This is a genomic window from Micromonospora sp. WMMA1976 (assembly GCF_027497335.1).
Classification (GTDB): domain Bacteria; phylum Actinomycetota; class Actinomycetes; order Mycobacteriales; family Micromonosporaceae; genus Micromonospora; species Micromonospora aurantiaca.
The window spans coordinates 4,515,573-4,540,269 of the sequence record NZ_CP114912.1; the positions used below are offsets into that span (position 1 = coordinate 4,515,573).

The 24,697-nt window shown below is 74.8% G+C and carries 18 protein-coding genes; 12 read left to right on the forward strand and 6 right to left on the reverse strand.

The genetic code is table 11. From position 1 onward, the window contains the following. Positions 1–10: 10 nt before the first annotated feature. A complete protein-coding gene (locus O7546_RS20615) occupies positions 11–862 on the reverse strand; it encodes an ABC-2 family transporter protein (RefSeq protein WP_281599955.1) in 852 nt (283 codons plus the stop codon). A 3,585-nt stretch (positions 863–4,447) separates the two neighbouring features. Between O7546_RS20615 and O7546_RS20620 the strand changes: the two genes are divergently transcribed. Together O7546_RS20620 and O7546_RS20625 are read left to right on the forward strand one after the other, a co-directional pair. Continuing rightward, entirely contained in the window at positions 4,448–6,307 is a 1,860-nt protein-coding gene (locus tag O7546_RS20620; RefSeq protein ID WP_281599956.1) for a WG repeat-containing protein, read from the forward strand. A 25-nt stretch (positions 6,308–6,332) separates the two neighbouring features. Next, positions 6,333–7,331, forward strand: a complete 999-nt coding sequence (locus tag O7546_RS20625) for an aldo/keto reductase family protein (RefSeq protein ID WP_269697383.1) — start codon at positions 6,333–6,335, stop codon at positions 7,329–7,331. Between the two features lie 52 nt (positions 7,332–7,383). On the opposite strand, the gene O7546_RS20630 is transcribed toward O7546_RS20625, so the two are convergent. Further along, the gene (locus O7546_RS20630; protein WP_135241362.1) at positions 7,384–8,178 is read right to left on the reverse strand and encodes a site-2 protease family protein; all 795 of its coding nucleotides are present in this window, start codon (positions 8,176–8,178) and stop codon (positions 7,384–7,386) included. Then, complete coding sequence (locus O7546_RS20635; RefSeq protein WP_194801142.1) at positions 8,175–8,375, reverse strand: hypothetical protein; 201 nt, start codon at positions 8,373–8,375, stop codon at positions 8,175–8,177. Before O7546_RS20635 ends, O7546_RS20630 begins: the two co-directional genes overlap by 4 nt. A gap of 324 nt (positions 8,376–8,699) precedes the next feature. Here O7546_RS20635 and O7546_RS20640 point away from each other — a divergent pair, with 324 nt between their 5' ends. From O7546_RS20640 to O7546_RS20650, 3 genes are all read left to right on the forward strand, one after another. Continuing rightward, positions 8,700–10,751 (forward strand): bifunctional adenosylcobinamide kinase/adenosylcobinamide-phosphate guanylyltransferase, encoded by a 2,052-nt coding sequence (locus O7546_RS20640; protein WP_194801141.1) that lies wholly within the window; start codon positions 8,700–8,702, stop codon positions 10,749–10,751. Continuing rightward, positions 10,741–11,514 carry an adenosylcobinamide-GDP ribazoletransferase gene (cobS, locus tag O7546_RS20645; protein ID WP_269697385.1) on the forward strand — a complete coding sequence of 258 codons (774 nt, stop codon included), beginning with the start codon at positions 10,741–10,743 and terminating at the stop codon, positions 11,512–11,514. The genes O7546_RS20640 and cobS overlap by 11 nt, the downstream gene beginning before the upstream one ends. Positions 11,515–11,577: 63 nt before the next feature. Further along, entirely contained in the window at positions 11,578–12,867 is a 1,290-nt protein-coding gene (locus O7546_RS20650) for a DUF2314 domain-containing protein (RefSeq protein ID WP_194801139.1), read from the forward strand. Between the two features lie 41 nt (positions 12,868–12,908). Here the strand turns inward: O7546_RS20650 and gcvT are convergent, their stop codons facing one another. Continuing rightward, positions 12,909–14,033: a glycine cleavage system aminomethyltransferase GcvT gene (gcvT, locus tag O7546_RS20655; protein ID WP_269697386.1), complete on the reverse strand. Its 1,125-nt coding sequence runs from the start codon at positions 14,031–14,033 to the stop codon at positions 12,909–12,911. Positions 14,034–14,199: 166 nt separating this feature from the next. Here gcvT and O7546_RS20660 point away from each other — a divergent pair, with 166 nt between their 5' ends. Next, a complete protein-coding gene (locus tag O7546_RS20660; protein ID WP_194801137.1) occupies positions 14,200–15,768 on the forward strand; it encodes a leucyl aminopeptidase in 1,569 nt (522 codons plus the stop codon). A 55-nt stretch (positions 15,769–15,823) separates the two neighbouring features. On the opposite strand, the gene O7546_RS20665 is transcribed toward O7546_RS20660, so the two are convergent. Next, the gene (locus tag O7546_RS20665) at positions 15,824–16,153 is read right to left on the reverse strand and encodes a hypothetical protein (protein ID WP_064448299.1); all 330 of its coding nucleotides are present in this window, start codon (positions 16,151–16,153) and stop codon (positions 15,824–15,826) included. Positions 16,154–16,331: 178 nt separating this feature from the next. Between O7546_RS20665 and lpdA the strand changes: the two genes are divergently transcribed. Both lpdA and sucB read left to right on the forward strand, forming a co-directional pair. Beyond that, entirely contained in the window at positions 16,332–17,723 is a 1,392-nt protein-coding gene (gene lpdA / locus O7546_RS20670) for a dihydrolipoyl dehydrogenase (protein WP_269697387.1), read from the forward strand. Between the two features lie 66 nt (positions 17,724–17,789). Then, positions 17,790–19,628 (forward strand): 2-oxoglutarate dehydrogenase, E2 component, dihydrolipoamide succinyltransferase, encoded by a 1,839-nt coding sequence (sucB, locus tag O7546_RS20675; RefSeq protein WP_194801135.1) that lies wholly within the window; start codon positions 17,790–17,792, stop codon positions 19,626–19,628. Positions 19,629–19,689: 61 nt separating this feature from the next. On the opposite strand, the gene O7546_RS20680 is transcribed toward sucB, so the two are convergent. Further along, positions 19,690–20,634: an SDR family NAD(P)-dependent oxidoreductase gene (locus O7546_RS20680; RefSeq protein WP_194801134.1), complete on the reverse strand. Its 945-nt coding sequence runs from the start codon at positions 20,632–20,634 to the stop codon at positions 19,690–19,692. Positions 20,635–20,781: 147 nt separating this feature from the next. Between O7546_RS20680 and O7546_RS20685 the strand changes: the two genes are divergently transcribed. The 4 genes from O7546_RS20685 to O7546_RS20700 all read left to right on the forward strand — a co-directional run bounded on the left by O7546_RS20685 (position 20,782) and on the right by O7546_RS20700 (position 24,696). Further along, a complete protein-coding gene (locus O7546_RS20685) occupies positions 20,782–21,348 on the forward strand; it encodes a TetR/AcrR family transcriptional regulator (RefSeq protein WP_194801133.1) in 567 nt (188 codons plus the stop codon). 44 nt (positions 21,349–21,392) lie between these two features. Then, a complete protein-coding gene (locus O7546_RS20690; protein ID WP_269697388.1) occupies positions 21,393–22,727 on the forward strand; it encodes a low temperature requirement protein A in 1,335 nt (444 codons plus the stop codon). A 73-nt stretch (positions 22,728–22,800) separates the two neighbouring features. Then, on the forward strand, positions 22,801–23,679 hold the full coding sequence (locus O7546_RS20695; protein WP_194801131.1) for an oxidoreductase: 879 nt from the start codon (positions 22,801–22,803) through the stop codon (positions 23,677–23,679). Between the two features lie 69 nt (positions 23,680–23,748). Beyond that, positions 23,749–24,696: an LLM class flavin-dependent oxidoreductase gene (locus O7546_RS20700; RefSeq protein WP_194801130.1), complete on the forward strand. Its 948-nt coding sequence runs from the start codon at positions 23,749–23,751 to the stop codon at positions 24,694–24,696. Position 24,697 lies beyond the last annotated feature (1 nt).

Genomic DNA, 24,697 nt, shown 5'->3' on the forward strand with positions numbered 1-24,697 from the left:
GCTGCCGCGCTCAGCCACCCTGGACCACCAGGCGGCGCTCGGCTCGGCGCTGCACCAGCCGGCACAGCGCCAGCAGCAGCACCGCCCAGCCGGCCTGCACCCCGACCAGGGTGAGACCGGTGGCCATCGGCTCCCGCTCGACGAGCACGTCCAGCGGCACCTGGAGGATGCTGGGGAAGGGGGTGCCGTACCGCAGGACCGCCTCCAGCGGGCCGGGCAGGAACCCGAGCGGGAAGTAGAGCCCGGCCAGCACGCCCGAACCGAGCGTCCACAGGATCATCGGGCCCCGGACGTCCTGCAACCAGTACGCGGTCGCGTTGACCAGGTAGCGGCAGCCGAAGCAGACCACCACCGCGAGCAGCGCGGAGAGCAGGAACAGCGGCACCGTGGCCCAGTGCCGGGGTACGTACACGGCGAAGAAGAACGGGCCGACCACCAGCGGCGGCACCAGCCGGGCCAGCGACGCGAACCCGGCCCGGCCCAGGTCGGTGGCGAGGTAGCTGGTCACCGGATGCACCGGCCGCAACAGGTCGGCGGCGACCTCGCCGGTACGGATCCGGTCGGCCAGATCGGTCCAGCCCCAGATCGCGATCACCGCCAGCAGACCCTGGCCGGCCCAGACGAACGTGGCGAGCTGCGCCCTGTCGTAGCCGGCCACGGTGCCCGCCGCACCCGTCGCCGCGAGGAAGATGTAGCACCGCAGGAAGCCGAACACGGTGTTGGTGCACAACCCCGCCAGGGCGGCCTGACGGTAGGTCGCGTGCCGCCGGAACCCGGCCGCCGCGATCGCGCCGAATGTCCGAAACCATGGGGTAACGTGTGCGCCGGTGGGTGGTGCCACAGTGGCGGTGACCGAGCCCACGCCGTTACCCTCCTTCCGCAGCCATGACGTGCTGGACCGGGCGACTGTACCGGCACGTCCGGCGCCCCAGCGCGAGAATTTCCAATGAGGTGACACCGCCGTGAGCGAGCGACGCGAGCCGGCCCCGGGGCCGTCCCGCGCGAGCGGCCGGAGGGGTTGCCGATGAGCGGCTGGGGGAGCTGGCGCGAGCCGGCCGAACCGGCCTGGGCCGCCGAGCCCACCCACGAGTGGCAGCCGCAGTTCCCCGGGCAGCGCTACCCGGGTGACATCGGCATCGAGAACCTGACGCCGCGTCCGCGCGCCGTGATCGGCCGGGCCGAGGTACGCCCGGTCAGTCCCGCGCCGGACGAGGAGACGTACCCGGTGAGTCCCGCCGGTTCCCGGCCCTCCGGGTACGAGGGCGGGCGCCCGGTGAGTCCGGCCGGTGGTCATCCGGTCAGCCCGGCCGCCCCGCGCGGCGGTGAGCCGGTCAGTCCGGCCGGTCCGCGCGGCGCACACCCCGTCGGTGCCGGTCCGCGCGATGCGTCTCCGACCGGCTCCGCTCGTCCACGGTGGGCGGACCCGGTCAGCCCGGCCGGCCCGCGCGAGGCGCACCGCGCGGGCCCGGACGCGTACCCGGTCAGCCCGGCCGGTCCGCACGGCGCGTACCCGACCAGTCCGGCGGCGCCGCGCGAGGCGTACCCGATCAGTCCCGCGGTCCCGCCCGGCGTGCACCCGACAAGCCCCGCCGGGCCACGCGGCGCGCACCCGGACGGACCGGCAGGTCCAGGCGGCGCGCACCCGAACAATGCGGTACCGCGCGGCGGGCACTCGGACGGATCGGCGGGACCACGCGGCACGTACCTGGACGGGCCGGGTGCCTCGCGCGGGGCGTACCCGATCGGTTCCGCCGGTCCCGGCGGGCAGCGCGCCGCGGGGCCGGACGAGCGGCGCGGGCATCCGGACGGCCCCGGCGCGGACGGCCGCCGGCCCCACCGTCCCGGTCCGCCGCCGGAGCGGCTCGACCAACGCTGGGTACACCCCGACGGCCCGCCCCGTCGGGTCGCCCAGCCGGGCTGGATGCCGGAGCCGAACGAGGCTCCGCACCGGGCCGATCGCCCGGCGGACGGCGGGCGCACCCCGGCCGACGGCCGTCCGGCGGCTTCCGGCGACCGGTGGGGCAAGGCGCCCGACGCTCGTCGTGACCACTCCCCCGCCGCGCGTGGCGGTCCCCTGCCCGACGGGCGTCGCGGCCCCTTCCCGGAGCCGTCACAGGTCGATCCCGCCCGTGGGGGGCGCGGTCCCGGCGTGGAGGGGCGGGACGAGGCCGTGCCGCCCTCGGAGCGCAGCGCTGCCGGCCGGGTCGAGCCGGGTCGGCGCGAACCGGGCTGGGCCGATCCGGCTCGTGACGGCCGGCGCGAACCAGGCTGGAGCGAGCCGGGCCACGGCGGCCCTGGTTGGGGCGGTTCGGGCCACGACGGCCGGCGCGAGTCCACGCGTGACGGCTGGCGCGAGCCCGGCCCACGTCTCCCGGCGGACCGGCGCGACCCGGCCGGTGGCCGGTGGGACGACCGTGCGCCGGGCCGCGAGGCCGCCGCGTACCCAGAGACCCAGCGCCGGGCACCCGGGAACGGGCGGCCCGCGCCGCAGAGCGAGCCCGACCGGTACGGCGCGCAGGGATACCGCCCGGCCGACCCGCAAGCGTCCGCCCCGGCGCGACCGGGCGCCGACCAGCGTCGGCCGCGCCCGCACCAGGGCGAGTGGCCCGTCATCGAGCCCCGCCCCCGGCCGGAGCCCGACGCGTACCGGCCGGACGAGCGGCACCGCCCACCCGCGGAGCGGCCCGTACCGCCCCGGCACCCGATGCCGCCCGCCGACGGTCCACGCCCCGACGCGCGGCGTCCCGGGCAGGACGGTCCCGTCCGTCCGGACCCACGCGACGCTCGGCCTGCCGGTACGGGCGCGCAGCCCGACGGCACCGGTCCGCGTACCCACGCCACCCGGCCGCCCACCGCCCCGACCCGCCCCGAGACCGGGCGGTCGCAGCCGGAGCAGGACCGTCACCGGCCGGGCGAGGTCGCCGCGCGTTCCGAGTCCCGGCCGCAGCAGTGGCCGGTACGGCCCGACGAGCGCCGTCCGGACACCCCGGACCAGGCGGCCGCGCGTTCCGACGACCGTGCCCGCCCTGCCCCGGCGGTACCGGATCCACTGTCGGCACCGCGTACGCCCGCGCGCCCCGGCGACGGCTCGCCGTCGACCGGCCCGGCCCCGCTGCGGCCCGTGCCACCAGCCGGTTCGGACGAGCAGCACCGGACGCCGGCGCCGGGCCGGACCGAGGAACGTCAGGGACTTCCTCCGGCCGGTCCCGCCCAGCCGACCCAGGCCACGCCGGCTCGTCCCGCGCCGCCCACCTATCCGGGCCCCGCCCAGGCCGGTCCGACCGCGCCACCACCGGTTGTCCCACAGACGCGCCCCGCCGAACCGGCGCCGCGCCCCGCCGAACCGGCGCCGCGCCCCGCCGAACCGGCGCCGCGCCCCGCCGAACCGGAAGCACAGGCGGCTCGGCCCACGGCAGGCACGAGCGCCCGTCCCGTTCCGCACACGGACGCCGACCGCCTCGAAGCCGACGCCGGAGCGACCCCCGGAGTGGGCACCCGACCCGAGCCGGCCACGGGCACCGGGACGGGGACGGGCACGGGCACCGGGACAGGCACTGGCGGTCCGGGATCCGGCGCGTACTCCGGCGCGACGCCCGACACGAGCGCCCGCGCGGTCCCGGACATGAGGGCCGATCGCCCGGTAGCCGACCCGCGTCCCCGAACCTCGCCCGGCACCCCGACTACGCCTGGCACGGACACCGACCGTCGGGCGGTCGACGCGCACGCCGAGACGACGCAGCCCCGGACGGTCACCCAGGCCACGCCGACCGCCGGCACCGGCCAGCCCGAGACCGATGTGCACGTCCCGGTCGAGGACGGCGACCGGCAGGCCGGTGCAGTCACCCGGCCCGAGTCCCGCTCAGACGGAGGCCGGCCCGATGCCGAAGCGGACGTGAAAGCCGCGTCCACTACGGACATCGTCTCTCCGGAAGCCGACGCCGACACCCGGCCCGCACAGGGCGCGGACCGGCTCGGAGCCGAGGCGTCCTCCGGCCGGAGTGACAAGCCGTCGGAGAACGGCCGACCGGCGGAGAAGACACCTCCGCCGTCTCCCGGCGCCGAGGCATGGTTCCGCCCGAACCAGCCCGCCGAAGCTCCGAAGCCGGAGATCTTGGACGATTTCGGCCCCTCTGGGGGCCCTTTCGTACCAAGATCTCTAGCCGGCCAGGAGTCGATCGTGCCGGCGGAGGCTTCGGCGGAGACGAACACAGCGGACGGTAGGAAGTCTCCGGAACTCGATGCCGTGGTGCCTCCAGCACCGGCGTCCACTGCCGACTCGACCGCACCCACACCCGCGCCTGAACCGGCGCCGGACCCCGCACCGGTCGTCACCGCGTCCGCCCTGGACGACGCCGATGCCCGCCGTGCCCGGTCCGGAGGAGCTACCGCGTCAACTGCCGGCGCACCGGCCGATGCCACAACGACCACCGGCCCACCGGCCGAACCCGTGCCCGCGCCGATCACCCCGCCGCCGGCCGAGCCGACGACGGCGGACACCAGCGTCCCCGCACCCGACGGCCCGCCTGCCGAGCCCGAGCCGCACGACGCGATTGCTACGGCACCCGAGCAGTCCAGCCCTCCGCCGGAGCGCAATCCGAACGATGTCGCCACCTCCGGCACCACCGAGGCCCGGCAGGACGGCGCGGCACCGGAGACCACTGCCGACGAGACGACGCGGGAGACCATCGCCGACCGCACAGCCCAGGAACCAGCGGCGGCCGACGGCACCGGCCACTCCCCGCCCACACCGTCCACCCCGGAGCCGGTCGCCACGGCCGCTGATGCGGACGCCACCGCCGCCGCGCTCCCGCAACAGGCGCAAGCACAGGCCGAAGACACCGAACCGACCCCGGCCGGCACCGAGCACGACGCCGAACACGCCGGCAGCGCCGAGCACACCAACGGCGAAGACGAAGGCGACGCGCAGGATCCGCGTACCCCCGAAGTCGGAGCCCACGACGGCGCCGAACCGGCGGCGGACGCCGAACCGCCGCCTTCCGTCGACCCGGAGCAGGCCCTCGCGGCGGTCGGCTGGGAACTGGATCCGCTGACGCTGCGCGAGCGGGCCCCCGACCCGGCGCACCTGCGGGTGATCCGGGACGGGCTCACCGGCAAGCTGGACACCACACTCGACAACCGCAGCCGGGCCCGGCTGCTCAGCCTGCGCGCGGTGGCGTCGCGGATCCTCGGTGACCTGGACGACGCGCTCGGGGACGCGCGGCTGGCCGTCACGTACGCGGAGGCCACCGGCGAGTTCCGGCGGACCGCGCTGGCCCGCGCGCGTCTCGCCGAGGCGCTGCGGTGGCGGGGCGACCACGCGGAGGCGGACCGGCTCTTCGCCGAGGCCAACTCGCCGGAGCTGCCGGACCGGCTGCGCGCGCTGCTGCACGAGCACGCCGGGCGGTGCTGCTTCGACCAGGGCCGGCTGACCGAGGCGTGCCTGCACTTCGAGCGGGCGCTGGACCTGCGTCACGGCGAGGACGCGCAGCTCAACGCCCGGGTCGAGGTCGCGCTGGACGCGGTCGCGACGCGGGCCGCCGCCGACGGCTTCGGGCCCGCGCCGCGCCGGCCCGAGGAGGTGCTCGGCACGCCGCGTCCGCCGATGCCGACGTTCGACGAGGAGCAGGAGCTCTGGGGGTACGCGGACGCCGACGGCGAGATGGTCATCGCGCACCGGTACGCCGAGGCGCAGCCGTTCCACGAGGGACTGGCCTGGGTACGGCGGCCGGAGGCGTCCCGGTGGGCGCTGATCGACCCGTCCGGCGCGGCGCTGATCGAGGCGAACAACGGCTACCGGGCGGTGGTGCCCTTCTCGGACGGGCTGTCCTGGGTGTCGATGGACGGCAAGAGCCGGTGGATGGCCGTCGACCGGATGAACATCGTGAAGATCCCGCCCGGGTACGAGGAGGCCAGGCCGTTCCGCAACGGCCTGGCGGCGGTACGGCAGAACGGCGGCTGGGGCGCGGTGGACCTGACCGGCGAGGTGGTGGTGCCGACCCGCTACCACCGTCTCGGCACGCCGCTCGCGGACGGGCGTGAGGTCGACGGGTTCACCGCCGACGGACTGGCGGTGGTCGAGCTGGCCGGCCGCCGGGGCGTGGTGGACCGGACCGGCCGGGTGGTGGTGCCACCGGCGTACCCGACGGTGGTGGTGCACCCGGTGGCGTTCCTGGTCGCCGCCGAGTCGGGCCGGTGGGGCGCGCTGGACCGGCGCGGCGAGCCGCTCATCGACCCGGTGCACCCGGGGCGCACGGCGGTGGTCGCGGAGATCGACCGGCTGCTCGCCGACGCCAGCCCGGTGCTCTGACCGGGGCAGGTCTAGGGTCGGGAGCATGGAATTCCGTCACCTGGGCCGTTCCGGCCTTATGGTCAGCGAGATCTCGTACGGCAACTGGATCACCCACGGCTCGCAGGTCGAGGAGGACGCGGCGGTCGCGTGCGTCCGCGCCGCGATCGACAGCGGCATCACCACCTTCGACACCGCCGACGTGTACGCGGGCACCCGCGCCGAGTCGGTGCTCGGCCGCGCGCTCAAGGGCGAGCGTCGCGAAGGGCTGGAGATCTTCACCAAGGTCTACTGGCCGACCGGTCCCGGCCGCAACGACCGGGGGCTGTCCCGCAAGCACATCATGGAGTCGATCGACGGCTCGCTGCGTCGCCTCCAGACCGACCACGTGGACCTGTACCAGGCTCACCGCTACGACTACAGCACCCCGCTGGAGGAGACGATGGAGGCCTTCGCCGACGTCGTACGCTCCGGCAAGGCGCACTACATCGGCGTCTCCGAGTGGAAGGCGTCCCAGCTGCGTGAGGCGCACGCGCTGGCCCGTGAGCTGCGCATCCCGCTGATCTCGAACCAGCCGCAGTACTCGATGCTGTGGCGGGTCATCGAGACCGAGGTGGTCCCCACCAGCGAGGAGCTGGGCATCGGCCAGATCGTCTGGTCGCCGATGGCCCAGGGTGTGCTGTCCGGCAAGTACCTGCCGGGACAGCCGCCGCCCGCCGGTTCGCGCGCCACCGACGAGAAGTCCGGCGCCGGGTTCATCGCCCGGTTCATGACCGACGAGGTGCTCACCCGGGTGCAGCGGCTCAAGCCGCTGGCCGAGCAGGCCGGGCTGACCATGCCGCAGCTCGCCGTCGCCTGGGTGCTGCAGAACCCGAACGTCTCGTCGGCGATCATCGGCGCGTCCCGGCCGGAGCAGGTGCACGACAACGTGAAGGCGGCGGGCGTGAAGCTCGACGCCGACCTGCTCAAGGCGATCGACGAGATCGTCGAGCCGGTCACCGAGCGGGACCCGGCGAAGACCGAGAGCCCGGCTCAGCGCCCGTGACCTCGCGTCGTTCCCGGGCCGGCTCGCACCGGCCCGGGAACGACCGGGCCGGCTACTCCCAGAAGCGGATCAGGGCGTAGCCGATCTGGTACAGCTCGCGCGGCAGGCCGAGCGCGTCGCCGACGGCGAAGACCGCGCCGAAGAACGCCCGGTTGATCTGCGGGCTCCACAGCAGCGCGAAGAGCAGAATGAAGCCGTACGGGGCGAACAGGTCGTACATCCGCCGGTAGGCGGGGCTGAGCCAGGGCTGGAGCATGTTGCCGCCGTCCAGACCGGGCACCGGCAGCAGGTTGAGCACGCTGGCGGTGAGCTGGAGGAACGCGAGCAGCCCGACGCCGGCCCAGAACTCCAGCGGCCCGCCCAGCTCCGGCCCCCACGCCACCGCCGCGACCAGCACCAGCGTGAACAGCACGTTGGTCGCCGGACCGGCCAGGCTGACCAGCGTGTGCCGCAGCCGGCCGGGGATCGCGTGCCGGTCCACCCAGACCGCGCCGCCGGGCAGGCCGATGCCGCCGAGCAGCACCACGACCACCGGCAGGACGATCGACAGCAGCGGGCTGGTGTACTTCAGTGGGTTCAGCGTGAGGTAGCCGCGGTGCGCGATGTCCCGGTCACCGGACCGGTACGCGACCACGGCGTGCGCGTACTCGTGCAGGCACAGCGAGACCAGCCAGCCGGACACGACGAAGAGGAACACGTCGAAGCCGACGTTGCCGTACCGGTTCCACGTCATCACCCCGGCGGCGACGAACAGCGCCACCAGGGCCAGGAAGATCGGGCTGGGCCGGAACGCCGCCCGGGGCACGCCGAGGATCAGCGGCTCGCCCGGGCGGTCGTAGCCCGTCATTCGGCCGGGGGTTGCAGGCTCATCCGGTAGTCCACCCGGTCGTCCTCGACCAGCACGACCGTGGTGACGCCGGATGCCGCGAGCTCCCGCCAGGTCTGGCCGATCCACGACTCGGCGTCCGCCTGGCTCGTGAACGACTCGGCCGGCCCGTCGGCCGCGTCGCCGTTCGTGCCCTCGTACCGCCAGCTCCACGCCATGCCGCGTCTCCCCTCGCCGCCGTCGTCCCGTGGGACGCCAAACCTCCGCAAGCCTAGTCGGCCCCGCCGACGACGGCCCGTCACCACATGGATCATGCCGACCTGCCCCGCCCACCGCACCGTCGATCTTGCGGTTGGTGCCCCGGCAGAGCGGTCATTCCCGGCATCCCGGGGGCCGCAAGTGCAAGATCGGCGGCGGGGAGAGGGTGGGGCGCGGGCGGGGAGAGGGTGGGGCGCGGGCGGGGAGAGGGTGGGGCGCGGGCGGGGCGGGGGTGGGGAGGGGCGAGCTGCCCGGAACGCGGGCGGGCGAACTAAGGTACGGGCATGTCCGTTGACGGGTGGCACACCCTCCTGGTGCTCGGCGGTATCCGCTCCGGCAAGTCCGAGTTCGCCGAGTCACTGGTCGCCGACGCGCCCACGGTCCGGTACGTGGCCACCGCCCCGGCCGGCGATCCGGAGGACACCGAGTGGGCGACCCGCCTCGCGGCGCACCGCGCCCGGCGGCCGGGGAGCTGGAGCACCGAGGAGACCGCTGCGGACCCGGGCCGGCTGGTCGAGGTGATCGCCGCCGCCGGGCCGAACGAGACGCTGCTCGTGGACGATCTGGGCGGCTGGGTGACAGTGCTGCTCGACCCGGCCCACCAGCCCGCTGACGACACCGCGACGATCGCCGAGCTGGCCGGGGCGGTGCGGTCCAGCACGGCCCGGCTGGTGCTGGTCAGCCCCGAGGTGGGCCTGTCGCTGGTGCCCACCACGCCGCTGGGCCGGGCGTTCACCGACGCGCTGGGCGCCACGAACCGCGCGGTCGCCGACGCCTGCGACGCGGTCGCGCTCGTCGTCGCCGGTCAGACCGCCTGGCTGAAGCCGGCCACCCCGGCCCCCGCGCACGCCGTGCCGCCCGCCGCCACGTCGCCCGAGGCCGAGCCGGGCCGCGCCACGACGCCCAGGACAGATCGCGGCCACGCCCCGGCGCCCTGGGCCGGGGCCCCCGAGGCCACGCCGGCCCAGACCGCAGCGCCCGAGACCGCGCCCTCCCGGACCACGTCCGGCCGGGCCGACTTCGGCGCCGGGGACGTGACGCTGCCCGAGGTGCTCACCCCCGCCGCCGCCCCGGTGCCCGCCCCGGCCGCACACGACTCGTCGAGTACGGGCGACTGGGCCGCACCCACGATGGCGTTGCCGATGATCGCCACCGGCCTGGTGATCCAGCCGGGCATGGAACTGCCGATGCCCGACGACTACACCGGACCGCAGGCGGTCGACCGGCTCGCCACCCTCGACATCCCCGGTGCCGGTCTCGGCGTGCTGGAGCAGGTGGTCGGCTTCGCCGCCGCCACCCAGGGCACCTCCACGCCGCGTCCGTGGGACTCGGTGCGCGTACTGCTGATCCAGGGCGACCACGAGGGCGGCGCGTCGGCCGGCGCGACGCCCGGTGAGTCGGCCCGCCGTGCCCGGCAGGCCCGGGCCGGCCGGGGCGCGCTGGCCCGGCTCGCCGCCGAGAACCGGGCCGGCCTGCAGATCGTCGAGGCGCCCGTCTCGGCGCCGATGGAGGACGGCCCCGCCCTGCCCGCCGACGAGGTCGAGGCGGCGCTGCGCTACGGCTGGCGGCTCGCCGAGCAGGCCGCCGACGCCGGGGTGCAGCTACTGGTGCTCGCCGCGTGCGGCGCGGGCGCCGAGGCCGCCGCCGCGGCGGTGCTCGCGGCCACCGCCGGCGCGGAGCCGCCGACGGTGCTCGGCCGGGTGATCACCGAGCAGGGCGAGATCGACGACACCGCCTGGATGGTCCGCTGCGCGGCGGTGCGGGACGCGCTGCACCGCACCCGGCGCTCCGCCCGGGAGGCCAAGGACGTGCTGGCCGAGCTGGGCGGCGGCGACATCGCGCTGGCCACCGGCGTGCTGCTGGGCGCCACCGCCCGCAAGGTGCCGGTACTGCTGGACGGGCCAGTCGGCACCGCCGCCGCGATGGTCAGCCGCGACCTGGCCGGGCAGGCGCGGCACTGGTGCCTGCTGCCCGACCACGGCGGCCGTCCGGGCGTGCGGCTCGCCGCCGACGTGCTCGGCCTGACGCCGCTGGTGGACCTGCGGCTCGACCTGGGCGAGGGGGCGACCGCGCTGGCCGCGCTGCCGCTGCTGCGCTCCGCGCTGACGCTCGCCGCCACGCTGCCGGTGCACCCGTCGCTGGGCGGCCCCGGCGACAGCGACACCGACGACGCCGTCGGCGACCGCACCAGCCCCGGTATCGGCGAGCCCACCGGCGACGACGACTGGACCGGCGGCGGGGCCGAACCGGACTTCACCGAGCCGGAGCCGGCCGGGCCGGGACCGACCACGATCGGGTCCGACGAGCCGGTCTTCCCCGGCCGACGTGCCGACTGAGGCGCGGCTCGCCGACGGCATCCGGCTGGCGTTCACCACGTTCACCACCCTCCCGGTACGCGCCGGCCGGGTCGACCGGGCCGCCGCCGGTACCGCGATGGCGCTCGCGCCGCTGGTCGGGGCGCTGCTCGGCGCCGTACTCGGCGGGGTGCTGCTGCTCACCGGGGCGCTCGCGCCACCGCTCGTCGCCGCAGTGGTCACCGTGGGGCTGGGCGCGCTGCTCACCCGGGGCCTGCACCTGGACGGGCTGGCCGACACCGTGGACGCGCTCGGCTCGTACCGGCGTGGTCCGGCCGCGCTGGAGATCATGAAGCAGCCGGACGTCGGCCCGTTCGGGGTGGTCGCGCTGGTGGTCGTACTCCTGCTGCAGAGCGCGGTGCTCGCGGAGCTGGCCGGCCGGGACGCCCTCGCCGCGTTCGCCGCCGTGGTCGCGGCCACCGCGGCCGGGCGGCTCGCCGTGGGCCTGGCCTGCCGGCGCGGCGTGCCGGCGGCCCGGCCGGAGGGCCTGGGCGCGCTCGTCGCCGGCACCGTCGGGTGGGCCGCGCCGGCGCTCGGCGCGGTCGCCGTCGCGCTGGCGGCGGTGCCCGCGGTGCCGGACCGTCCGTGGCAGGGTCCGCTCGCCGTCCTCGCCGCGCTCGCCGTCGCGGCCGGGCTGCTGCGGCACCTGGTACGCCGCTTCGGCGGCATCACCGGCGACGTGCTCGGGGCGCTCGTGGAGATCGTCACCACGCTGTCCTACCTGGGACTGGTGCTGACCGGCTGAGCGCCACCGGTCCGGGCGGGTAGCGTTCGGGGCGAGTGCACCGGCGCGGTCGAGGGGGACGGCATGCTCATCACGGACGACTTCCTGCCGGTACCGGTGCCCGAGTCGCTCGACGCGACGTACCTGGTACCGATCACGGGGCTGCCGAAGGTGAGCCCGAAGACAGCAGTGGAAGGGCTGGCCGGCCGGCTCGCCGAACCGGTGCACGGGCTGGCCCGGCAGATGCTCGACAGCCCGCTGATGACGGTGGACACCCGCACCGTCGACGAGTTCCCCGAGCTGCCGCCGGACCTGCTCACCGCGTTCGGCGCCACCGAGGAGCAGCTGGCCCGGCTGGCCGCCGCCACCCACCTCGTGGTGGTGCAGGCCGAGTACCGGCCGGGCTGGCCGCCGGCGCACGAGTGGGCCGCCCGCGCGGTGGCCGCCGCGGTCGCCGAGACCGTCGGCGGGGACGTGGTGGACGTCTTCGGGCTCCAATTCCTCGACCCGGCGGCGGCGCTGCGCTCGCTGCCCGACGAGCAGGGCCGGATCCGGCTCGTCGACTGGGTGCTGGTGCCCTACTCCTCGGACTCCGACGGGCTCTGGTTCACCACGAAGGGGCTGCGCCGGTTCGGGCTGCTGGAGTTGCAGGCCCAGGGCGTGCCGGACCACCTGACCCGGGCGTGGGGCGCGGTGATGACCGGCGCGGCCCGGCGGCTGCTGCGGGACTGGACCGACGGGCTCACCGGTGAGGAGGTGCCGGCGTTCGTGCAGCTTCCGGTGCTGGCCACGGTGACCGGGCACGACATCGCCGTGGCGTACGGCAATCCGGAGCAGCACGGCGCGACCGCACCGGTGCTGCTGCGGCTGGAGCTGGACCCGGCCACCGACCCGGACGCCGACTCGTTCCTGAGCCTGAACCCGCCGCCCGGGCATCCGGGTCCGCCCGGCCGCTACTTCGCCGCCGCCTGCGCGACGCTGTTCAACGGCATCCAGCCGGACGTGCGCTACACCCGCACCGGCGACGCGATGAGCCGCGCGGTGGAGACGGCCCGGGAGGCGCTCGGCGACATCCGGGCCCGGTTCCTGGCCGGGCGGCTGCCCGAGGAGAGCCAGCTCGTGGTCAAGTACGGCCTGCCCGGCGACGACGGCCCCGAGTACGTCTGGGCCGGGGTGACCTCGTGGGACACCCCGGAACGGATCGTCGGCGCCAGCGCCAGCGACGCCAACACCGACCCGAGCGTGCGGATCGGCTCGCCGGTGGTGGTGGAGGCGACGGACGTCGTCGACTGGGCCGTGCTGGACGGCACCGGCGTGCTGGAGGGCGGCTGGACGCAGGCAGTCCTCGACGCCGGGGAGCGCGGCGAGGACTGACCCGCGCGGCTCAGCGCACCGAGGGGGGTCCGCCTCGGGGCTCAGCGCACCGAGGGCTTGACGAACGGCGGCCGGGTCAGGCGCATCCGGGCGCGGCGGCCACGGATGTCCACCTCCAGCTCGTCGCCGTCGGCAAGCTTCGGGTCGGTGTCGACCAGCGCCAGCGCGACGCCGTGCTTGAGCGTCGGGCTGAACGTGCCGCTGGTGACGGTGCCGACCTGGCGGTCGCCCGCGTACACGGCCATGCCGGGGCGCGGGATGGCCCGGTCGACGGCGGTGAGGCCGCGCAGCGTACGGGCCGGGCCGGCGGCCTTCTCGGCGCGCAGCGCGTCGCGGCCCCAGAACGCCGGCTTGTCCCAGCCCACCGCCCAGCCGGAGCGGCCCTGCACCGGGGTGATCTCCGGGGACAGGTCCTGCCCGTGCAGCGGGTAGCCCATCTCGGTGCGCAGCGTGTCCCGGGCGGCCAGGCCGCAGGCGCGTACGTCGCCTGCCGCGGCGAAGAGCGCGTCCCAGACGGCGACCGCGTGCTCGGCCGGTACGACCAGCTCGTAGCCCAGCTCGCCGGTGTAGCCGGTGCGGCACACGGTCAGCTCCACCCCGTCGAGCGTGGCGGTGGAGAAGCTCATGTAGTCGTGGCCGGTGGGCAGGCCGAGCGCGCCCAGCAGGTCCGCCGAGCGCGGTCCCTGGACGGCGAGCACCGCGTACGCCTCGTGCTCGTCGGTGACGGTGACGCCGGCGGGCGCGGCGGCGCGCAGCCGGCGGGCCACCTCGGCGGTGTTCGCGGCGTTGGGGATCAGGAAGACGTGGTCGTCGGCGTGCAGGTAGGCGATGATGTCGTCCACCACGCCGCCGGTGGCGTCGTCGCAGCAGAGCGTGTACTGCGCCTGGCCGGGGGCGATCCGGCCGAGGTCGTTGGTGAGGCAGGCGTTGACGAAGTCCGCCGCGCCCGGCCCGGTGACCCGGATCTTGCCCAGGTGCGAGACGTCGAACACGCCGACGCCCTCGCGGACGGCCGTGTGCTCCTTGAGCACGCCGCCACCGGCGTACTCCAGCGGCATCTGCCAGCCCCCGAAGGGGGCGAACTTCGCGCCGAGCGCGGTGTGCCGCTCGTGCAGCGGGGAGCGGCGCAGCCGGGTCTCGGCGGCGTCGGAGGTCACCTCGGTCATGGGTGGCAACTTACCGGCCCGGACCGCTGTGGTTAGCATCGGCGGGATCCCGTCGGCACGCATCGGCGGGACAGCCACGCCTCCCGGCGGGTAGGTTGCCGCCGGAGAGACCTTCATCGCCGGTACGCGACTACGCGGCCGGCCCGGCCCGCCCGGAGTAGCTTTCGTGACATCGCCCCGCACCACCCTCAGCCTGGTCGACACCGACCCCGCCGAACTCGCCGTCGACGCGATCGTGATCGGCGTGCACAGCCAGACCACCGAGCCGGGCAGCGGCGCACCCGCCCACGCCCTGCTGCTGGCCACCGGCGGGGAGAGCATCGCCGCCGCGTTCGACGGAAAGCTGACCGAGACGCTGGCCCTGCTCGGCGCGACAGGTGGCCCGGGCGAGGTGATCAAGCTGGCCACGCTGGGCACCGTGACCGCGCCGCTGGTCGTCGCCGTCGGCCTCGGCCCCGAGCCCTCGGGCGCCGCTCCGGCGCCGGAGTCGCTGCGCCGGGCCGCCGGTGCCGCGGTGCGGGCGCTGGCGGGAGCCCCGCGCGTCGCGCTGGCCCTGCCGCTGCCCGACGACGCCGACGCCCCGGCCGCGCTGCGCGCGGTCGCCGAGGGCGCGCTGCTGGGCGGCTACCGGTTCGCCGGCTACAAGACCAAGCCGCAGCCGGCCCGGCGTGAGCCGGTGGCCGAGGTGCTGGTGGCGGTGCCGGACGCGGCGGACGCGACCGCCCAGGCCGAGATCGCGCGGGCGCAGGCCGTGGCCGGCGCGGTGCGGACCAGCCGGGACTGGGTCAACACCGCGCCGAACGAGCTGCGTCCCCCGGCGTTCGCCGACGTCGTCTCCGCCGCCGCCCGCGAGGCGGGGCTGGAGGTCGAGGTGCTGGACGAGGCGGCGCTGAAGGCCGGCGGCTACGGCGGCATCCTCGCCGTCGGACAGGGCTCCGAGGCCCCGCCGCGGCTGGTGAAGCTCACCTGGACGCCCGCCGGCGGCGGCAACGGCAAGCGGGTCGCGCTTGTCGGCAAGGGCATCACGTTCGACACCGGCGGCATCTCGATCAAGCCGGCGCAGGGCATGTGGGAGATGAAGTCGGACATGGCCGGCGCGGCGGCGGTCGGCGCGGCCATGCTGGCGGTCGCGGCGCTCAAGCCGTCGGTCACCGTCACCGGCTACCTGCCGATGGCGGAGAACATGCCGTCGGGCACCAGCTACCGGCCGGGCGACGTGATCAGCATGTTCAACGGCAAGAAGGTGGAGGTGCTCAACACCGACGCCGAGGGCCGGATGGTGCTGGCCGACGCGATGGCGCGGGCCTGCGCGGACGGCGCGGACTACCTGTTCGAGACCTCCACGCTGACCGGCGGCCAGGTGATCGCGCTGGGCAAGCGGATCGCCGGTGTGATGGGCACCCCGGAGCTGTGCGAGCGGGTACGGGTGGCAGGTGACGCGACCGGCGAGCCGGCCTGGCCGATGCCGCTGCCGGACGACGTGCGCAAGGGCATGGAGTCGGACGTCGCGGACATCTCGCAGGTCAACGCCGGGATGGACCGGGCCGGGCACATGCTGCAGGGCGGCGTGTTCCTGCGCGAGTTCGTCACCGACGACGTGGCGTGGGCGCACATCGACATCGCCGGTCCGGGTTACCACTCGGGCGAGGCGACCGGCTACTGGACCAAGGGTGGCACCGGCGTGCCGGTGCGTACGCTCGTGCACCTGGTCGAGGACGTCGCCACCAACGGCTGACCGACGTGTACGACAAGGGGCTCCCGGCGTCGCCGGGGGCCCCTTTCGCGTGGTCTCAGTACAGCTCGGGGCGGCGCTTGCGGCGCTCGTTGTAGTCGCGCATGCGCTGCGGATAGCCCATCAGCCGCACGTCGTAAATCGGAATGGCGATCCGGTGCGCCCAGCGGCGGGCCTCGTCCGGCCCGCCGACACGCCGCCGGGTCCACTCGCCGTCGTCGGCGATCAGCATGATCGTGGTCTCGGTGACAGTCGTACGAGGCTCGATGTACGCCTCGACGCCCTTGCGGGTCCGGACGAAGTTCTCCAGATGGTCCAGATCGGCGCGGTCGGCGGCGCGGTCGCGGCTCGCCGGGGCCGCCCGCTTGCGTCGTCGGAACAGCCCCACCGAATCCACTCCTCCCCCAAGCCGTCATCGAAGACGGTGCCAAGGGTACGTGTCACCGACGTGTCGTTGGGCACCTCGGTACGCGCTCGGTCCGTGGTGGTGACAAGATGACCGAGGTGGGGTGTGCCTGTTACTCCGCCGTAACCCCCGATGCAGTGACGCGACCTGGGAGTTGGATGTGAGCGAGCCGAACGACACGACCTTCGACATCGTCATCCTCGGAGGTGGTAGCGGCGGCTACGCGGCGGCGCTGCGTGCCGCCCAGCTGGACCTCTCCGTCGCCCTCATCGAGAAGAGCAAGCTGGGCGGGACCTGCCTGCACAACGGGTGCATCCCGACCAAGGCGCTGCTGCACGCCGCCGAGATCGCCGACCAGACCCGCGAGTCCGAGCAGTTCGGCGTGAAGGCCGAACTGGTCGGCATCGACATGAAGGCGGTCAACTCGTACAAGGACGGCGTGATCTCCCGCCTGTACAAGGGTCTCCAGGGCCTGGTGGGCAGCAGCAAGAAGATCACCTTCGTGGCCGGCGCGGGCAAGCTGGTCGGCAAGAACGTCGTCGAGGTGGACGGCAAGCGCTACACCGGCCGCAACGTCGTGCTGGCCTCCGGCTCGTACGCGAAGAGCCTGCCCGGCCTGGACGTCGACGGTGAGCGGATCATCACCAGCGACCACGCCCTGACCCTGGACCGCGTCCCGTCGTCGGCGATCGTCCTCGGCGGCGGCGTGATCGGCGTCGAGTTCGCCAGCGTCTGGAAGTCCTTCGGCGTGGACGTGACCATCGTCGAGGCGCTGCCCCGCCTGGTCGCCGCCGAGGACGAGGAGTCGTCGAAGGCGCTGGAGCGGGCATTCCGCAAGCGGAAGATCAACTTCAAGGTCGGCAAGCCGTTCGAGAAGGTCGAGAAGACCGACAAGGGCGTGAAGCTGACCATTCAGGGCGGCGACACGGTCGAGGCCGAGCTGCTGCTGGTCGCCGTGGGCCGCGGCCCGAACACCGCCGGCCTCGGCTACGAGGAGCAGGGCGTCAAGATGGACCGCGGCTACGTGCTGACCGACGAGCGGCTGCGCACCAGCGTGCCGAACGTCTACGCGGTCGGCGACATCGTGCCCGGCCTGCAGCTCGCGCACCGCGGCTTCCAGCAGGGCATCTTCGTCGCCGAGGAGATCGCCGGGAAGAACCCGGCCGTGATCGACGAGGCCGGCATCCCGCGCGTCACCTACTGCGACCCGGAGCTGGCGTCGGTCGGCCTGACCGAGGCGAAGGCCAAGGAGCAGTACGGCGCCGACAAGATCAAGACCTACAACTACAACCTGGGCGGCAACGGCAAGAGCCAGATCCTCAAGACCGCCGGCCACGTGAAGCTGGTCCGGGTGGACGACGGCCCGGTGGTCGGCGTGCACATGGTCGGCGCCCGGGTCGGTGAGCTGATCGGCGAGGCGCAGCTCATCTACAACTGGGAGGCGTACCCGGCCGAGGTGGCGCAGCTCGTGCACGCCCACCCGACGCAGAACGAGGCTCTGGGCGAGGCGCACCTGGCCCTGGCCGGCAAGCCGCTGCACGCGCACGCCTGACACGACAACCGCGGCGTCCGGCGACGGGCGATGATCCCACCAGGGGAATGAAGGAGTCTGGAGAACATGCCGGTATCGGTCACCATGCCCCGGCTCGGCGAGAGCGTCACCGAGGGCACCGTCACGCGCTGGCTCAAGCAGGAGGGTGACACCGTCGAGGTCGACGAGCCCCTGCTCGAGGTGTCGACCGACAAGGTCGACACCGAGATCCCGTCCCCCGCGGCGGGCGTGCTGAGCCGGATCGTGGTCGGCGAGGACGAGACCGCCGAGGTCGGCAGCGAGCTGGCGGTCATCGCCGGCGAGGGCGAGGACGCGGGCGCGGCTCCCACGGAGAAGGCCGAGCCGGCCACCGAGCCGACGGCCGCCGCCGAGGGCACCGGCCCCGAGCCGGAGCAGGAGGCCGAGCAGGCCGCCGCCGAGCCGGGCGCCGAGGCCGAGCAGCCGGCCGTCGAGGAGCCGGCCCAGCCCGCCGCGTCGTCGGGCGAGGGCACGCCGGTGACCATGCCGGCCCTGGGCGAGAGCGTCACCGAGGGTACGGTCACCCGCTGGCTCAAGCAGGTCGGCGAGACCGTCGAGGTGGACGAGCCGCTGCTGGAGGTCTCCACCGACAAGGTCGACACCGAGATCCCGTCGCCGGTCGCCGGCACGCTGCAGGAGATCAAGGTCGCCGAGGACGAGACCGCCGACGTCGGCGCCGTGCTGGCGATCGTCGGGGTGGCCGGTGCCGCCCCCGCGAAGGCGGAGCCGAAGCCCGAGCCCAAGCCGGAGCCCAAGGCCGAGGCGAAGCCCGAGCCGAAGCCGGAGCCGAAGGTCGAGGAGCCGACGCCGGGCGCGTCCTACAACGAGCCGGCCGCTGAGGCGGAGAAGGCAGCGCAGCCGGCCAAGGCCGAGGCGGCAGCCCAGCCGTCCGCGCCGGCCGCCGCGCAGCGTCCGAGCGTTCCGGCCGAGTTCGGCGAGGACTCCGCCGGGTACGTGACGCCGCTGGTGCGCAAGCTCGCCGCCGAGCACGGCGTGGACCTGGGCTCGCTCAAGGGCACGGGCGTGGGTGGTCGCATCCGCAAGCAGGACGTGCTGGAGGCGGCCGAGAAGGCGAAGGCCGCCAAGCCGGAGCCGGCCGCCGCCGCGCCGGCCGCCAAGACCGAGGCCCCGGCAAAGCCGGCCGCCAAGCCGGAGCCGAGCGCCAAGCGGGGCACCACGGAGAAGCTGCCGCGCATCCGGGCCACCATCGCCAAGCGGATGCAGCAGTCGCTGCACGAGACGGCGCAGCTGACCACCGTCGTCGAGGTCGACGTCACCAAGGTCGCCAAGCTGCGGGCGCGGGCCAAGGACTCGTTCCAGGCCAAGCACGGCGTGAAGCTGTCCTTCCTGCCGTTCTTCGCGCTGGCCGCGATCGAGGCGCTCCAGACGTACCCGATCGTCCAGGCCAGCATGGACCTGGACGGCGGCACGATCACCTACCCGGCCGCCGAGCACCTGGGCATCGCGGTGGACACCGAGCGCGGCCTGCTCGTGCCGGTCATCCACAACGCCGGCGACCTCAACATGGGCGGCATCGCCAAGCGGATCGCCGATCTGGCCGAGCGCACCCGGGCCAACAAGATCACTCCGGACGAGATGGCCGGGGCGACCTTCACGATCACCAACACCGGCAGCCGGGGCGCGCTGTTCGACACCCCGATCGTGCCGTCGCCGCAGTCGGCGATGCTCGGCACGGGTGCCGTGGTGAAGCGCCCGGTCGTGGTCAACGACCCGGAGCTGGGTGAGGTCGTCGCGATCCGGTCGATGGTCTACCTGGCCATGTCGTACGACCACCGGCTGATCGACGGCGCCGACGCGGCCCGCTTCCTCACCGCTGTGAAGCAGCGGCTGGAGGGCGGCAACTTCGAGGCCGAGCTGGGTCTGTAGATCCCGTACGGCGAGGGGGCGCGCGGCGACATGCCGCGCGCCCCCTTCGTCGTGTGCGGCCTCAGCCCTTCAGGTGCTCCTCGGATACGGTCCAGAGCTGCTCGGCGGCCTCCGGGTCCCGGGCGTACGGGGCCCAGCCGGTCCGCGTGCCCGGCTGGTTCGGCCCGGCCTCCTGGCAGTCCTCGAAGTACCGGCCGCCGACGCCGTCGAGCAGCGGTGAGGCGGCGACCAGCACCGAGGTCGCCGCGCCCTGCTCGGGGGTCTTGAACGAGGCCGCGCCGCCACCGCTCTGCGCGCGCATCCGGACCAGTTCCTCCTCGGTGATGTAGCGCTGCAGGTTGGTCCGGATCGCGCCGGGCATCAGCGCGTTGGTCCAGATGCCGTCGTCGGCCCAGCGACGGGTCGCCTCCACCGCGAACAGCACGTTCGCGGTCTTGGACTGCCCGTACGCCAGCCACGGGTCGTACGGCCGCTGCCGGAAGTGGATGTCGGAGAACACCACAGGTGAGCGCAGGTGCGCGGCCGAGCTGACCGAGACGATCCGCGCCCCGTCGGCCGCGGCGAGCGCCGGGCGCAGCCCGGTGGCGAGCGCGAAGTGGCCGAGGTGGTTCGTCGCGAACTGCATCTCCCAGCCCTGCTCGGTACGCATCTCGGGCGACGCCATGATCCCGGCGTTGTTGACGAGCATGTGCAGCGGCCCGTCCCAGTTCCGGACGAACGCGGCGACCGACGCGAGATCGTCCAGGTCGAGCGGGGCGACCAGGATCCGGTCGTTGCCGGTGGCGCCGGTGATCTCGGCGGCGGCACGCTGCCCGGCCTCGGTGTTGCGGACGGCGAGTGTGACGTCCGCCCCGGCGGCGGCGAGCGCCCGGGCGGTCTCCACGCCGATCCCGGACGCGCCGCCGGTGACGACGGCCCGCCGGCCGGTCAGGTCCAGGTCGCGGACCACCTCCAGGGCTGTGGTCTCGGCGGAGAACGGGGTGGTGACTGGTGTCGGGGTTGTCATGGTCCATCCTTGTCGACGGCGACGCGGACCGATGTCCGCCCGCTACGATGAGAAGCGGAGGATCCTCCGTTACTCCGCCAGCATAACCGGAGGACACTCCGGTTACCATCGTGCCGGGCCGGCGACCCGGTCGAGGGAGGAGAGCCCGTGCCCGACCGACCGCTGCGCGCGGACGCGCTGCGCAACCGGCAGCGGCTGCTGGACGCCGCGGTCCAGGCGTTTTCCCAGGACGGCCCCGAGGTAACGCTGGACCGGGTCGCCAAGGAGGCCGGCGTCGGCATCGGCACGCTCTACCGCCACTTCCCGAGCCGGGAGGCGCTGATCGAGGCGGCGTACCGCAACGAGCTGGAGAAGCTCTGCGACGCCGCCCCGGCGCTGCTCGCGACCGAACCCGCCGACGCGGCGCTGCGCGCCTGGATGGACCGGTTCGTCGACTACCTCGCCACCAAGCGGGGCATGGCCGACGCGCTGCGGCTGGTGATCGCCTCCGGCGCCAACCCGTACGCGCAGAGCCGTGACCGGCTGCTGGCCGCACTCGGCGAACTGCTCGCGGCCGGCGCGGCGGCCGGTGTCCTGCGCGCCGACGTGGCCGCCGCCGACGTGCTCGCCAGCCTCAGCGGGGTCTCCCTGGTGGCGGGCGAACCGGACCAGCGCGCCCAGGCCGGCCGCCTGCTCGACCTGCTGATGGACGGCCTGCGCCACCGGCCGGGCTGACCGAATCGGCCACCCGGCCCGACCTGCGCTGACAGACTCGGCCGGTGGGCTCGAACCGGTGGCGGGGACGCCTGGGGCCGGCGGTGCCGGTGGCCCCGGGCGCCCGGGTCGACCGGTTCGAGATCTTCTTCGACCTGGTCTTCGTCTTCTCGTTCTTCATCATCACCCGGGCCACCGCCCTCCAGGTGACCGGCGGGGCGCTGCTGCACGCGCTGCTGGTCCTCGCCGTGCTGTGGTGGTCGTGGGTGGTGCACAGCGTGGTCGCCACCCGGGTACGCCTCGGCGAGGGCTTCGTCCCGGTGCTCATGACCGTCGGCATGGCCGCGCTGTTCACGTTCGCGCTCTCGCTGCCGAACGCGTTCCGCGACCCGCGCGGCAACGCGGCCGGGCCGATGGTCGCGGCGCTCAGCTACACCGTCCTACGGCTGGTGCACCTGCTGCTCTACCGGCACGCCGTCCGGGACAGCCCGAACGAGCGCCGGCAACTCCTCCGGTTCGCTCCGGAACTGCTCGGCAGCACCGCGCTGCTGCTGGTCGCCGCGCTGCTGCCGCCGAGGATCGACGACCTGTTCTCCGCGGCGGTGCTCCGCGACGTGCTGTGGGGCGGGGTCGTCCTGCTCCAGTACGGCAGCGGCATGATCGCCGGCACCTGGGGCTGGGGCGTCGCGTCCGCCGAACACTGGACCGAGCGGTACGACCTCATCCTGATCATCGCGCTGGGCGAGTCCGTGATCTCGGTCGGCGTCGGCAGCAACCTGCTCGGCCAGCCGCCCACCTGGCCGGCCGTGGCCGCGGCGGTACTCGGCATCTTCTTCACCGCCGCGCTCTGGTGGGCGCACTACGACATGGTCGGGCCGGCCGCCCGGATCGCCCTGCACGTCGCGCAGGACGGCCCCCGGGTGGCGATGGCCCGGGACGCGTACGCGTACCTGTTCCTGCCGATGATCGCGGGCATCATCCTGTTCGCGCTCGGCGCCGAGACGATCGTGCACGGCATCGCCGACCCGAACGTGCCGCCGAGCGAGCCGGCACACGGCCCCGGCGTACCGCTGCTCTACGGCGGCGTCATCTGCTACCTCTGCGGCAACATGCTGTTCCAGCTGCGTACCTTGCGCACGCTGAGCTGGACCCGGATCGGCGCGGCGCTGCTGCTGGGCGTGCTCATCCCGGTCGCGGAGCGCGTGCCGGGGCTGGCCGCGCTGGGCATGCTGACCGCCGTCACCGTGGGTATGGTGGCCGTCGAGGTGATCGTCTTCGCCGAGGGCCGGCAGGCGCTGCGCAAGCTGGTCTTCGAGGAACGCACCAGCCACGAGGCGCACGAGGCGGCCTGGCGGGCCCGCTGGCTCGAGAAGCCCGAGGACCGCGACGAAGGCGAGTGAACCGGCTGCCCCTCGCCCCCGTGGTACCTGTCGGCCCCGCAGTGGGGCCGCAGACGAGGGATACGGGGGCCACATGACCATCGACACCGTCCACGCCGGCGCGGCCGGCACCTGGCAGCTCGGCGACCTGACCGTAAACCGGATGGGCCTGGGCGCGATGCGGCTGACCGCGAACGCCGACGGCAGCCCGAGCGACAGGGACCGGGCCGTCGCCGTACTGCGCCGCGCCGTCGAGCTGGGCGTCAACCACATCGACACGGCCGCGTTCTACTTCTCGCCGCTGCGCTCGGCCAACGAGCTGATCAACCGGGCGCTGTGGCCGTACCCGGAGGATCTGGTCGTCGTGACCAAGGTCGGGCCGGGCAAGGACCCGTCCGGGCAGTGGCTGCCGGCGGCCCGCCCGGACCAGCTGCGCGGGCAGGTGGAGGAGAACCTGCGTCAGCTCGGCCGCGACCACCTGGACGTGGTGAACCTGCGGGTGCACGGCCCGGAGCCGCTGTCCGAGCACTTCGGCGCGCTCGCCGAGCTGCGCGACGCCGGGTTGATCCGGCACCTCGGCGTCTCCGCCGTACGCCCGCACCAGGTCGCCGAGGCGCGCGCCATCGCCCCGGTGGTGTGCGTGCAGAACTCGTACGGCCTGGGCTACCGCCGTCAGCACGACGAGCTGATCCGCGACTGCGCGGCGCACGGCACCGCTTTCGTACCGTTCTTCTCCCTCGTCACCAGCGGCCGGGAGGCCGGCGCCACCGGCGAGGAGCACCCGGAGGTGCTCGCGGTGGCCCGGGAGCACGGCGTGACGGCTACTCAGGTCCGGCTGGCCTGGACGCTGGCCCGGGGCCCGAACGTGCTGGCCATCCCGGGCACCGGTGACCCGGCGCACCTGGAGCAGAACGTCGCCGCCGCCGCGCTGCGCCTGTCCCCCGCCGACCTGGCCCGCCTCGACGCGGTGTGACGTTCGGCCGTCGGCAGAATCGGCGCGTGCGGGGTGGCCTGCGGCCCGGCGCGCGCCGATGCTGAGGCGATGGCGACTTTCTCCGTACAGGCCCAGCCCACCGACGCGGCGAGCTGGACCGAGCTGGCCCGTACCGTCGAGGCGGCCGGTTTCGACGCGCTGTTCGCGGCCGACCACCCCGGCTCCTGCGCGTCGCCGTTCGTCGCGCTGGCCGCCGCGGCGGCGGTGACCAGCACGCTGGGCCTCGGTTCGTACGTCTCCAACGCCGGCGTCCGCGAGCCGATCCTGCTCGCCGCCGACGTCGCCACACTGGACGTGGTCTCCGGCGGGCGGGCCCGGTTCGGCGTCGGCGCCGGCCACACGCCGGCCGAGTGGCGGGCCGTCGGGCGCGAGCGCCCGGACGTCGCCGGCCGGGTCCGCCGCTGCGTCGCGGTGACCGAGACGGTACGGGCACTGCTGGCCGGCGACGAGGTCACTGTGGACACCGAGGACCTGGCGACGTACGCGGCACGGCTCGACCGGCCCCGCCCGGTGCAGGACCGGATCCCGCTGACCGTCGGCGCCTCCAACTCGACGCTGCTGCGCTGGGCCGGAAGGCACGCCGACGTGGTCGGCCTGGCCGGCCTGGGCCGGACGCTGCCCGACGGCCACCAGCACACCGTCCGCTGGCGGGCCGACCAGATCGAGGCGCAGCTCGCGCACGTGGCGGCCGGGGCGGCCGGCCGGGACACACCGCCGGTCCTGGAGGCGCTGGTCCAGCACGTCGCCGTCACCGACGACGCCGAGGCGGCCGCCGCCGAGACGGCCGCCGAGACCGGACTCACCCCGGCGGAGGTGCTGGCCACCCCGTTCGTACTGGCCGGCACGCCCGACGAGATCGTCTCGGCGGTCGCCGGGCACCGGCGCCGCTGGGGCGTCACCCGCTTCGTGGTACGCGCCGGAGCCGTCGACGCGCTCGCCCCGCTCCTGCCCCGGCTGGCGGAAAAAGAGCTGGACTTCGAGCACACTCGAAAGTGAA